Annotated in this window: 12 protein-coding genes; 9 read left to right on the top strand and 3 right to left on the bottom strand. The window is 54.4% G+C overall.

What is annotated here, in order from left to right; genetic code table 11:
- Positions 1 to 130: 130 nt before the first annotated feature.
- Entirely contained in the window at positions 131 to 811 is a 681-nt protein-coding gene (locus tag HA43_RS12820) for a DUF2848 domain-containing protein (RefSeq protein WP_094111835.1), read from the bottom strand.
- 114 nt (positions 812 to 925) lie between these two features.
- Between HA43_RS12820 and HA43_RS12815 the strand changes: the two genes are divergently transcribed.
- The gene (locus HA43_RS12815; protein ID WP_094111834.1) at positions 926 to 1,600 is read left to right on the top strand and encodes a GntR family transcriptional regulator; all 675 of its coding nucleotides are present in this window, start codon (positions 926 to 928) and stop codon (positions 1,598 to 1,600) included.
- Here the strand turns inward: HA43_RS12815 and HA43_RS12810 are convergent.
- The gene (locus tag HA43_RS12810; RefSeq protein WP_094111833.1) at positions 1,594 to 2,622 is read right to left on the bottom strand and encodes a LacI family DNA-binding transcriptional regulator; all 1,029 of its coding nucleotides are present in this window, start codon (positions 2,620 to 2,622) and stop codon (positions 1,594 to 1,596) included. The two genes, HA43_RS12815 and HA43_RS12810, sit on opposite strands and share 7 nt — an antisense overlap.
- A gap of 239 nt (positions 2,623 to 2,861) precedes the next feature.
- On the opposite strand from HA43_RS12810, the gene ascF reads away from it, so the two are divergent.
- From ascF to yfiB, 8 genes are all read left to right on the top strand, one after another.
- Entirely contained in the window at positions 2,862 to 4,304 is a 1,443-nt protein-coding gene (ascF, locus tag HA43_RS12805) for a PTS cellobiose/arbutin/salicin transporter subunit IIBC (protein WP_094111832.1), read from the top strand.
- Between the two features lie 15 nt (positions 4,305 to 4,319).
- Positions 4,320 to 5,756, top strand: a complete 1,437-nt coding sequence (locus HA43_RS12800) for a 6-phospho-beta-glucosidase (RefSeq protein ID WP_094111831.1) — start codon at positions 4,320 to 4,322, stop codon at positions 5,754 to 5,756.
- A 252-nt stretch (positions 5,757 to 6,008) separates the two neighbouring features.
- Positions 6,009 to 6,425 carry a hypothetical protein gene (locus HA43_RS18715; RefSeq protein ID WP_128083816.1) on the top strand — a complete coding sequence of 139 codons (417 nt, stop codon included), beginning with the start codon at positions 6,009 to 6,011 and terminating at the stop codon, positions 6,423 to 6,425.
- A gap of 147 nt (positions 6,426 to 6,572) precedes the next feature.
- Positions 6,573 to 7,091 carry a hypothetical protein gene (locus HA43_RS12795; protein WP_128083815.1) on the top strand — a complete coding sequence of 173 codons (519 nt, stop codon included), beginning with the start codon at positions 6,573 to 6,575 and terminating at the stop codon, positions 7,089 to 7,091.
- Between the two features lie 224 nt (positions 7,092 to 7,315).
- Complete coding sequence (locus HA43_RS12790; RefSeq protein ID WP_158086451.1) at positions 7,316 to 8,038, top strand: hypothetical protein; 723 nt, start codon at positions 7,316 to 7,318, stop codon at positions 8,036 to 8,038.
- A 134-nt stretch (positions 8,039 to 8,172) separates the two neighbouring features.
- Entirely contained in the window at positions 8,173 to 8,730 is a 558-nt protein-coding gene (gene yfiR, locus HA43_RS12785; RefSeq protein WP_040113531.1) for a regulatory sequestration protein YfiR, read from the top strand.
- 1 nt (position 8,731) lies between these two features.
- Positions 8,732 to 9,946, top strand: a complete 1,215-nt coding sequence (dgcN, locus tag HA43_RS12780; RefSeq protein ID WP_094111828.1) for a diguanylate cyclase DgcN/YfiN — start codon at positions 8,732 to 8,734, stop codon at positions 9,944 to 9,946.
- A complete protein-coding gene (gene yfiB / locus HA43_RS12775; RefSeq protein ID WP_425298529.1) occupies positions 9,943 to 10,413 on the top strand; it encodes an outer membrane lipoprotein YfiB in 471 nt (156 codons plus the stop codon). The genes dgcN and yfiB overlap by 4 nt, the downstream gene beginning before the upstream one ends.
- On the opposite strand, the gene HA43_RS12770 is transcribed toward yfiB, so the two are convergent.
- A complete protein-coding gene (locus HA43_RS12770; protein ID WP_094111827.1) occupies positions 10,400 to 11,377 on the bottom strand; it encodes an apurinic/apyrimidinic endonuclease family protein in 978 nt (325 codons plus the stop codon). The two genes, yfiB and HA43_RS12770, sit on opposite strands and share 14 nt — an antisense overlap.
- Between the last annotated feature and the right edge of the window lie 87 nt (positions 11,378 to 11,464).

Below are 11,464 nucleotides of genomic sequence, written 5' to 3'. Positions count from 1 at the left end.
GCGCGCGCGCCCTCGCCCTGCTCCGCCTGAACTGCCGCCAGCGCCTGTGCCGTCAGCGCCACCGATGTGGTTTCGCCCGCCTGCAGCTGCTGGCTCGCCTGCCATAAGGTTGTCATAAGGCGCGTCTCCATCAGGCAATCACCGGCAGAGTGGAGAGGGAGTAGCTGTGCTCCAGCGTGCGGTTCAGCACCGGGTCGTGCAGCGCCATGCGAAACGCCGCGGCGGGACGAATACCGCCAATAGCCGATAATGTGCCGCAGGAGATCGCAAATCCCTCCTCTTCAGCCGTTTTACCTGAGAAGCGCGCAATCAGCTCCAGCGGAGAGAGGAGTGCATCAAGCGTGCCGGACTGGTAGGTGACCCAGTCGCCGTTTTCCATTATCCAGGCACGCAGCTCCAGCCGATCCCAGTGCGCGGCAACCTCCGCCATGCGCCACGCCTGCTGCGCGACTGGCTTCACACATACCTGTTTTGAGAGCGCCACGCTGAAGGTTTCCAGATGGCGATCGGTGTGGTCAGAGATCAGCGAAACCCAGCACTCTCCCTGGTGAAAAAAGACAAACGGCTCAGCCTCACCTGACGTCTGCTCTCCCACCACTTCCGCATTCTCATGCTGGCTCAGCAGCGTCGGCGTAGCGCGATAGAACAGCGGTACTGCACCAGGAGCGGGCACGCCCAGCGCCTCCAGCTCACGGATATGGTGCAATACGGCTTCCCGATCGCGCCCGGCCCAGCCCGCAATGACCAGTCGGTTGATGGTGACGTCCAGCGACAGGGGCGGGTTTTCCTGCGTGTTGAAACGTAGCTGCATGGTCGGTTCTCCTGACTTGAAATGACTGTGAAATTTCACTGTGATTTCAAAGTAGCCATTTTCATGCCAGGTTTTTGTGTAATATGTCTCAGTACCCAAAAAAGGATGTGCGCAATGAGTGATGTAATGGCTGAAAATGTGAACCCGCAGGCGAAGGGAAAGACGCTTTCATTAAATGAGCGCGCCTATCTGGCGTTTAAACATCGCCTGATCACGCTGCGCTATAAACCCGGCGACTATCTGAACACGGCGCAGGTGATGGAAGATCTGCAGATGGGCCGCACGCCGGTTAATCAGGCGGTGCACCGGCTGGCGACGGAGGGCCTGCTGCAGATCATTCCCCGTAAAGGTGTGATGGTCTCGCCGCTCTCTATTGATGATGCGCTTGAACTGATTGAGGTCAGGCTGGTGAATGAAGCGCTATGCGTCAGGCTGGCTGTGGTGCGCATCAGTGACGCGCAGATTGCTACGTTGCGTCAGCTCAATCAGCAAATCGCACATGCCGGTGCGGCGCATGAAAGAGAGACGATGATGCTGCTGGATCGGGAATTTCATCAGGTGCTGGCGGAGATCGCCGGAAACCGGCGTCTCACCGATATTCTGAGCATTATTCATGCCCAGGCACAGCGCTTCTGGGCAACCACGCTCTCCAGCGTCCGGCATATGGAAGAGGTGATCGCCGAGCATGAAGCGATTATCGTGGCGCTGGAGCAGGGTGACGTGCAACAGGCGGAAGCGGCGACGCGGGTACATATTCTCTCTTTCCGTCAGGCGCTGCTTAATCACTGAGTCGCGCGGGATAGCCAGGGACCTGCCGCCAGGGATTCACGCCGGATAAGCGTGCCGGTGTGCGGCGCGCCTGGCCTGATATCGCCGCCGTCGAGCATGGCGACCAGACGGGCGATGGTTTCATGGATCATCTCTGTCACCGGCATTTTCACGCTCGACAGCGCCGGAAGGGTATAGGGTGCCAGTGGAATATCATCAAATCCCACCACCGCCACCTGCTGCGGCACGGCAATCCCCCGGACGGCCAGCGCCCTGAGTGCGCCAATCGCCATTTCATCATTGCTTGCCACCACCGCGCTGAAGCGGACGTGCTGCTTCAGCAGCTGCTCAATAGCCATGACGCCCTGTTCCGCCTGCCAGCGCCCTTCCACCACCCGTGCCGAATCGAACGCAATGCCATGCTTCGACAGCGCCGTCTGATAGCCCGCCAGACGCTCGCGTCCGGTAGGCGAATCAAGCGATCCGGTGATAAACGCAATCTCGCGATGACCCAGCAGAATAAGCTGCTCAACGGCTGCCGCGCTGGTGGCGTGCTGATCGGCAAAAATGCAGTAGCTGGTATGCTGACGCAGGCGGCGGTTGATGACCAAAATCGGATGCCGGTGCTGAGCAATAATGCTGTCCATCTCTTCGATGGAAAGAAAGCGCGGATAGATGATGACGCCATCGCAGCGCAGATCGAGCAAGAACTCAATGGCGGCCCGCTCTTCTGCCGCGCTGTGTTTGCCGTCCACCAGCAGCAGCTGGCGCCCCTGCTGTTCAAGCATGCGCGCTGAATGCTGCATCATCTCGGTAAAGTAGCTGCCGCTATAGAGCGTATTGGTAATGACCAGCCCGATTGTCTGGCTGGAGCGCGTCGCCAGATTGCGCGCCAGCAGATTGGGCCGGAAGCCGGTTTCAGCGATGGCCGCATACACTTTTTCCCGCGTATCCTGGCTGACATAGCCGTTACCTGACAGAACACGTGACACTGTCGCTTTTGAGACACCCGCGCGTTTCGCTACTTCGGTGATAGTGGTCATAATCTGCCTGTTTAAGCTCTCCTGCGCTGAGTTTACCTAAGTATCGGGACAGGCAAAGAAATTTATCTTTTGTCCCGCCGGGCGAGATCCGATCTGCGTCACAATTGCAGATATTAAATTTTAATTCTCTTGCCTGAACATAATGCACATCTCATGATTTTGTGAAACCGGTTTCTCATGAATAAAAAACAGGCAGCCTGCTGCCGGACAATCTTACCCTGAAAACTGAGACAGAAATCATGGCGAATAAATATGCAGACGCCGCCCGCTCTATTGTTGCTGCGCTTGGCGGCCTGGAGAACGTTACGGCGGTGACCCACTGTATGACGCGACTGCGTTTTGTGGTGCACGCACACGAAAAGATTAATGATGCCGCGCTAAAAGCGATCCCGGGCGTAATGGGTGTGGTCTATACCGACACACAGTGTCAGGTGATCATTGGCAATGACGTAAACCTCGCTTACCAGGCGGTGCAGCAGCTCGGGACGCCCGGCGCTTCTGCCACCGCAGCCGCGCCGGCGCGGAAAATCACGCTGCGCCGCATCGGAGCCGGCATTCTTGATGCGCTGGTGGGCACGATGTCACCGCTGATCCCGGCTATCATCGGTGGCTCAATGGTTAAGCTGCTGGCGATGATGCTGGAGATGGGTGGCGTGCTGGAGAAAGGCAGTTCAACGCTGATCATTCTCAACGTTATCGGCGACGGCGCTTTCTTTTTCCTGCCGGTGATGGTTGCGGCTTCAGCCGCGCTTAAATTCAATACCAATATGTCGCTGGCGATCGCCATTGCCGGAGTGCTGGTACACCCCAATTTTATCGACCTGATGGCGAAAGCCGCGCAGGGCCAGACGGTGGAGTTCGCGTTTATTCCGGTAACGGCGGTGAAATATACCTATACCGTGATCCCCGCGCTGGTGATGACCTGGATCCTCTCCTGGATCGAACGCTGGGTTGATCGCATCACCCCTGCCGTGACGAAAAATTTCCTCAAGCCGATGCTGATCGTCCTGCTGGCCGCGCCGGTAGCCATTCTGCTTGTCGGGCCGCTGGGGATCTGGATCGGCAGCGGCATCTCTGCGCTGGTCTACACCATTCACGGCTATCTGGGCTGGCTCTCAGTCGCCATTATGGGCGCACTCTGGCCGCTGCTGGTGATGACCGGTATGCACCGCGTTTTTACCCCTACTATCATTCAGACCATCGCTGAAACCGGCAAAGAGGGCATGGTGATGCCGTCAGAGATTGGTGCCAACCTCTCGCTTGGCGGCGCGTCGCTGGCAGTCGCGTTTAAAACCAAAAACCCGGAGCTGCGTCAGACCGCTTTTGCCGCCGCCGCCTCTGCCATTGTCGCCGGTATTTCCGAGCCGGCGCTGTACGGTGTGGCCGTGCGGCTGCGCCGTCCGCTGATCGCCAGTCTGATCAGCGGTTTTATCTGCGGCGCGGTGGCCGGCATCGGCGGACTCGCCAGCCACTCTATGGCCTCACCGGGCCTGTTTACCAGCGTCCAGTTTTTTGATCCTGCTAACCCCATGAGCATTGTCTGGGTGGGCGGCGTTATGGTGCTTTCCGTGGTGGTTTCATTTGTGCTGACGCTGCTGCTCGGCTTTGAGGATATTCCTGTTACCACACCAGCAGAAAAGCCGCAGCCGGCCACCGGCAATGTCGCCATCCCTACCCGTTAATGATTGAGGTTTTTTATGTCTGACACGCCATTCCCGGCCGGTTTTTTATGGGGCGGCGCTTTAGCCGCCAACCAGTCTGAAGGAAGTTACCTGGCCGATGGTAAAGGGCTGACCACGGTGGATATGATCCCGCACGGCGCTAACCGTATGGCGGTTAAGCTGGGGCTGGAGAAGCGGTTTACGCTGCGCGAAGAGGAGTTCTATCCCAGCCATGACGCTATCGATTTTTATCATCGCTATAAAGAAGATATCGCGCTGATGGCAGAGATGGGCTTTACCGTTTTTCGTACCTCTATCGCCTGGAGCCGGCTCTTTCCCGGCGGCGATGAGCTGACGCCGAATGCGGACGGGATCGCTTTTTATCATAAAGTATTCACCGAGTGCCGAAAATATGGCATTGAGCCGCTGGTTACGCTCTCTCACTTTGATGTGCCAATGCATCTGGTCATTGAATATGGCTCATGGCGCAATCGTAAAATGATCGATTTCTTTGCGCGCTACGCGCGAACCTGCTTTGAAGCGTTTGATGGCCTGGTGAAGTACTGGCTGACCTTCAATGAAATCAATATCCTGCTGCACAGTCCCTTCTCAGGCGCTGGCCTGGTATTTGAACCCAGCGAGAATCATGAGCAGGTGAAGTATCAGGCGGCGCATCATGAACTGGTCGCCAGCGCGCTGGTGACAAAGATTGCGCATGAGGTTAATCCGCAGAACCAGGTGGGCTGTATGCTGGCGGGCGGTAACTTTTATCCATGGTCGTGCAAGCCAGAGGATGTCTGGGCCGCGCTGCAGAAAGATCGTGAAAACCTGTTCTTTATTGATGTTCAGGCGCGCGGAGCCTACCCTGCCTACAGCGCACGACTGTTCCGTGAAAAAGGCGTAACCCTTGAAATAACGGATGAAGACACAGCCATTCTGCGTCACACGGTAGATTTTATCTCCTTCAGCTATTACGCCTCGCGCTGCGCCTCGGCAGAGATGAATGAGCAGAACAGCAGCGCCGCCAACGTTGTTAAATCGCTGACCAACCCGCACATTGCGCGCAGCGCCTGGGGCTGGGGAATCGATCCGCTGGGCCTGCGCATCACCATGAATATGATGTATGACCGTTATCAGAAGCCGCTGTTTCTGGTGGAGAATGGCCTCGGCGCACGTGATGAGCTTACCGCCGCCGGTGAAATTCATGATGACTACCGCATCAGCTATCTGCAGCAGCATATTGAGGCTATGGCAGAGGCTATCGCCGATGGCATACCGGTGATGGGCTACACCACCTGGGGCTGTATCGATCTGGTCGCCGCTTCCACAGGTGAGATGAGTAAGCGTTATGGCCTGGTCTACGTTGATCGGGATGACATGGGCAACGGCACCCTGCAGCGCACGCGCAAAAAATCCTTCTGGTGGTATAAAAAAGTCATCGCCAGTAACGGACGCGACCTCAGTTCTGAATAATATGCGCAGGCCAGCCAGCTGGCCTGCTGCTCCCCCGAAATAGATCTGCTATTTCACAATAAACCACATAATTAATTTTTTTATGAGCGATTTACTGTATTAGGCGTTCATCTAACCTGGTTACTCTCTTCACATCCGGTTTTATACCCCCTGGCGGCATCCAGGAATTGTATTACCGACTCACTAATCCCCTCTTCTAACTGCAAACAGTAAAGGCATAATTTTCACACCAACCTCAGGGCGATATTAACTATGGAAAAAAACCCTCTTAATAAACTTTCACTTTGCGAAGCAACAGCGCATTTCCGGCCAGAGATAAATGCGCTGGTAGATATATTAAACCCGCCTGAATCAATCTGGGCCCGTTTAAAGTCCGTAGTAAATGCCTGGCAACTATTTGAAAAAGAAAGCACTAAGTATACTTTCATGAAAAAGTCACATTTAATAGCAACTCTTTACCGTGAACATACTTCAGGCATCTCTCTTGGGCGGTGCAATATTAAAAGAAGAGAGGTGGATAACGAAGGTACTGTGCGTGGTTCATTAAGATATAAACTGACTGATGTTATTTCTATGGACACTCCCCTTCCATTACATATGGTCGATGAAGCCGTTAATTTATTTAACGCCGGTGGAACACCAGATTTCAGACGAAATAGCTATGAATAATTGTGCAGCTTCAGAATCACGCTCGATCAGCGAGCGCGTCTTCTGCGCGAGCATAAAAAACTTCCGGCAACCGACTCTCTTTTAACTGAAGATAAGCATATCAATTTTCGCAAGCTGAAATTGGATAACATATATATTCCCAAAGATATGTTCGAAAAGGCTGATTTTAGCTACAGCTCCCTTGGGAAACGAGATATTACAGGGCATAATCTTTCTTGGGCCATATTTAAAAATAGTTCAATGCAGCTTGATTTTTCCAGACTCTCTGACGAAGAGAGAGATATCGATTTATTCTTTAATCATCATAATAACCCAGAAGGAACGCCATTAACGGCATTACAGAGTATCGATAATCGCTTTGCTGATTTTAAAAAACAGCTGGCGCGAGAAATTATCAATGAGTTATCGCGTCAGGATATCACTTTGCAACAGCTGATTAGCACAGCCATACCGATACTTGAGGTTTTTGGCAAAGAACCTTTCTGTTCAGATCCCAGTATCAGGCAATGGCACGACAGGCTGACGGAAGAGTGGTTTTATTCTAATAGACATATCTCAGGCAGCAATCTGAACCTCTTATCTCATGCAACAATTGAAAATTTCCTTCGCCTTATAACGCATGACTCATCTTTATTGTCGCAAAAAATGCATTATTTCATCAAATAATTGATCTTACAGTTTCTGAGAACCATGAAAATTCCAGTATTGCCGCTCGCGCTCAGGAAAGCTATGACCGCTATCTTCAGAGCAGAGAAGTTACGCCTTATACGCGCTTTGAACACTTCAGCCGCACCAGTGCCCTCTCTGAACCTACACAAGTTAATCTGCAGGAGAGTGATGCGGTAAATCTCGTGTTGATGCCTGCGAATCCAGGCGGCCCGGTTCTTTTAATGAGTCTTGACACCATGCGCGGCATGCTGAGGCCCGATCCGCTGAACCCCGTCTGGAACCATTTTTATCAAATGGATACGCCGCAAAACTGCTTAAAAATGGTTGAAGTGAACCCGGAAAACCTGTTTCGACGCGACTTTCCTCAGTTTCTTACTCCATTTCTGGCAGAACAGCAGAAAAATACGTTAAGCAAATTGCTGGACCTGCTCAAACTGGGAAAGTTCCGTAAAGCTTTTGACAACGCAACCGAAGCAAAGTCCTCAACTGAAAAAATGATCGATAAAGCCACCGAATTTAAGCTGGAAGCGCACTTTCGCCCTATGCTGTACCCTGACGAGTACTGGAGTCAACTGACGCAACAACATGCGCGGGCAGTTACAGAAGCTTATGGGATAGCAGATGCATCGCCGCGAAACAAAGCAGAGTATTTTCTCTGCATATCTGCAGTATTTACGCTCCTCTCTTCCAGTTTTTACTTTGGAACAGAAACAGAATCGCCTTTGCCACTGCGCGCCTACGCTCATGCTTTAATGCTTCAGGCGGCAAAATTTGACCCAACAATTTTTGACTCGCCTTCTTTGCTTATCAAGTGGCAGAATCAATTTCAGGGAAGTAACGGATTACTTGAATGCACGGCGGCTTTGTCCCAGGGCATGTTTGACTATTTGAACAGAGTCTGTCCGCAAACCCTGGCCGCGGTTCGCCCGCTGGCGTGGAGTTAACGTCGCGGCTCGCACAACCTGTGGCTACAAATGAGCGGTGGCAATAGACCGGTTTAAAAGCTTCATCCCGTACTGGTTACGCATTTCATGGCGTAAATGGTACTATCCCGGCTTTACTGACCAGGAAGAGTGCCATGCAGATAAAAGGATTTCCTGCCCCGTATTCAAAAGGATCCTGCCTTTGGCTGTGCTGCGCACTGCCTGCGCTGCTGGTGCTGCTTAGCTGGCCGATGGCATACGCCGCTGAGCATACTGCCGCTGACAATCGCGCTAACCGCATTGTCAGCGGTATCCTGAGTTTTACCCGCTGGCCACCTCCGGTGCAGGTGCCGCAGCTCTGCATCCTGGCCTCCGCCCGACACCTCACGCTTTCATCAGCCGACGCGCCGCCTGCCACGCCGTTCAGCGTCGTGCGCGCTGACAGCGCTGGCAGGTTATCCGCGCTGCACTGCGACGCGGTCTATTTCGGCACGGAAACTCCGGCTCAGCAGCACGCTGCTCTGGCAGCAATGCCTGATAAAGCGGTGCTCAGCATGGCGGAAAATAACCCTGACTGCGCAACCGGCGCCACTTTCTGTATGATTTTTGGTGAGGAACGTACCCGTTTTTCGGTGAATCTCGATTCACTGGCACGCAGCGGCGTCAAAGTCAGTCCCGATGTGCTGATGCTGTCGCGTAAAGAGAACCAATAAGATGAAATTTTTACTGAGAAAACGTCAGGGTTCATCACTGCGCGGTCGCCTGCGCCGCATCAGCACCATAAATGCGGCGGTGATCCTGCTGCTGTGCTGGCTGCTGATGACCTCGACCTCTCTCTACTTTATTAAGCGTTACGAAAACCGCAATCTGGCGCTGACGGCAACCACGCTGAGCACCAGTCTTACTGCGGCAACGGTATTTGAAGACAGCTATGATGCGCACAGTAAGATTGCCATGCTGGGTGACAAAGGGATGTTTGCGTCGGCGCAGCTGGTCACCGCCAGCCATACCGTACTGGTTGACTGGGTCAACCGCCGCGAACACAGCGGCTTCTATGAAAAACAGCTGCGGCAGTGGATCTACGCCAGTCCGGTCACTGTTGATATACAGCACGCGGGTACCCGGGCCGGCAGCCTGACGCTGGCCGGAACGGTGAATGGCGCCAGCGAGTTTATCCACTACTCCATCCTGATCCTGACCTGCGGCATGCTATGCGTGCTGGTGATCTCTTTTATGCTGAGCGAGTTTCTCCATCGCGGCATTCTGCTCTCCATGCGCACTATCACGCGCGCCATTCACTATGTGATCCGCACCGGTGATTTTACCCAGCGCGTGCCGCCTGAACCGATCAATGAGTTTCAGCTGCTCTCCAGCGATCTGAACGCGCTGCTGAGTGAGATGCAGACGCTGAAAGCATCGCTGCTGCGTGATAACCGTTCGCTGGCAGAAAAAGCGCTGACGGATCCGCTTACGGGTCTGGCGAACCGTTCTGCTTTTGTGGCGCGGCTGGCGCAATTGCTCGATCGTCCGTTAACGCCGCCGCGCTTTGCGCTGCTGTTTCTGGATGGTGACCGCTTTAAATGCATTAACGACAGCTGGGGACACGCTGCCGGGGATGAAGTGCTGAAAGCCACCGCTGAACGCCTGGCTGGCCTGATCTCAGAGGGCGATCTGGTTGCACGCATGGGGGGCGATGAGTTCGCAATGGTCCTGACCAGCCGCACCACCCCTGCCCGGCTGCAGGAACTTCGGGATGCCATACAGCACGCGGTGCGCCAGCCTATCGCGCTCAGCGAAGACCGCACTATTACCACCTCGGTCACCATCGGCTATGCCTGGGCGCAGTCTGGCGACAGCGTGGCCTCACTGCTGGAGCGGGCAGATTTGCATATGTATAAAAACAAAAAATTGAATAAGGATCGGCTGTGAAAATCTATGGTTGCCTGATGGCGCTGATACTCACCTGCGCGGGCTGCCAGTCCGGCGGGTTTACCCGTGCCCAGGTTGCGGCGCTGCAGCAGGAGGGGTTCAGTCAGAACAGCGAAGGCTGGAGGCTGGGGTTACCCAACCGTATTCTGTTTGGCATTAATGAGTCAGAACTTACCGCAGCCAGTAAACAGCGCATCGCCTCCACGGCCGGCACGCTGGCAGCTACCGGTATTACGCATCTGCGCATTGATGGTCATACCGATAACTACGGTGAAGCGGGCTATAATCAGCAGCTTTCACTTAAACGCGCCAATGCCGTAGCGCAGCAGTGGGCCGCCGGCAGCGGCGTCCCGCGCGCGAATATTGTGACGCGCGGGCTGGGTATGCGGGTGCCGGTTGCCAGCAACAGTACCTCGCAGGGGCGTGCGCAGAACCGCCGCGTCGCTATTGTGATCACGGCGCCGTAGCGTGACCACCGCGCTCCAGCGCATAGAAATAGAGCCGGTCGCGGGCGAGGTTTTTCATTTTGACTTCGCACATGATATCGAACCGGTCAAACGAGAGCGCCCAGTCGTTTAGCGTCTGATTAAAGAAGTAGTCCGAATGCGCGCGCAGCTTCATTTTGGAGGCTGCCAGCGCGTTCTGATCGGGAAAACCGCTATCGGGGATCAATCCTTCCTGCGCAATCGAGTAGTGCAGCACCGGACGCACGCCGCGCCAGGAGTCGATAATCTGTGCAATCCGGCCATCGTCAGGTTTGATAAAGGCATTCTCTTTTACCCAGTGATGGTGAATATCCAGCACCACCGCGCACAGCTCGCGCGCCTGAAGCACATCATCCAGCGCGCAGGAAACCTCATCATTCTCTACCGTCAGCATATTACGCGCCTCAGGGCTGAGCCGCATAAACGCATCGCGAAAACCATCAAACCCCTTTTTGCCGTTCATATGGATATTGATTTTAAAATCCTGAAAACGCTGTCCATAGCCCATCAGAACGGCACAGGTGGCATGATATTCAATATCCTCAATTGCACGCTCCACCACCCCCTCATTATCAGACGCCAGCACGGTATATTGTCCGGGATGAAACGAGAGCCGAATATTGCTGGCGCGCGCCAGTTCGCCACAGCGGGCAAACAGCGGCGCCAGCTCCGGCATCGCCTCGCGGTAGAGTGGCGTAGCCTGCGGAACGGTATAGAGCGGCAGCAGATCGCTGCCGATACGCATCATGCGCAGTGCATCAGGCAGCGTGGCGAGCTGTTCCAGCAGAGCATAAAGATTGGTGAGGTTAGTACGGGCCAGCCCAATTAGCAGCGTGGCGGCGGCATCACCCTGCATGCCCAGAAAGCGGGTACGAGTGGTGCTTTTGAATGGAAAAGGCTGCTTCGCCTCATGATCGAAATACTTACACGCAAAACCCAGTTTCATAGAATTCCCCTTAACAGCAGCTAGTGAGTCTAGCTCTCAGACAGGAATGCGCGAGGCGGAGAAAAAAGAAAACGGGCAGCTGCATGG

The organism is Pantoea eucrina (genome assembly GCF_002095385.1).
Taxonomy (GTDB): domain Bacteria; phylum Pseudomonadota; class Gammaproteobacteria; order Enterobacterales; family Enterobacteriaceae; genus Pantoea; species Pantoea eucrina.
The sequence above is the reverse complement of the archived record's forward strand: the minus strand, read 5'-3'. Positions and strand labels throughout refer to the sequence as shown.

Coding starts and splice junctions, on each gene's coding strand:
- HA43_RS12820 (WP_094111835.1), bottom strand. CDS start 811: ATGCAGCTACGTTTCAACACGCAGGAAAACCCGCCCCTGTCGCTGGAC.
- HA43_RS12815 (WP_094111834.1), top strand. CDS start 926: ATGAGTGATGTAATGGCTGAAAATGTGAACCCGCAGGCGAAGGGAAAG.
- HA43_RS12810 (WP_094111833.1), bottom strand. CDS start 2,622: ATGACCACTATCACCGAAGTAGCGAAACGCGCGGGTGTCTCAAAAGCG.
- ascF (WP_094111832.1), top strand. CDS start 2,862: ATGGCGAATAAATATGCAGACGCCGCCCGCTCTATTGTTGCTGCGCTT.
- HA43_RS12800 (WP_094111831.1), top strand. CDS start 4,320: ATGTCTGACACGCCATTCCCGGCCGGTTTTTTATGGGGCGGCGCTTTA.
- HA43_RS18715 (WP_128083816.1), top strand. CDS start 6,009: ATGGAAAAAAACCCTCTTAATAAACTTTCACTTTGCGAAGCAACAGCG.
- HA43_RS12795 (WP_128083815.1), top strand. CDS start 6,573: ATGTTCGAAAAGGCTGATTTTAGCTACAGCTCCCTTGGGAAACGAGAT.
- HA43_RS12790 (WP_158086451.1), top strand. CDS start 7,316: ATGAGTCTTGACACCATGCGCGGCATGCTGAGGCCCGATCCGCTGAAC.
- yfiR (WP_040113531.1), top strand. CDS start 8,173: ATGCAGATAAAAGGATTTCCTGCCCCGTATTCAAAAGGATCCTGCCTT.
- dgcN (WP_094111828.1), top strand. CDS start 8,732: ATGAAATTTTTACTGAGAAAACGTCAGGGTTCATCACTGCGCGGTCGC.
- HA43_RS12770 (WP_094111827.1), bottom strand. CDS start 11,377: ATGAAACTGGGTTTTGCGTGTAAGTATTTCGATCATGAGGCGAAGCAG.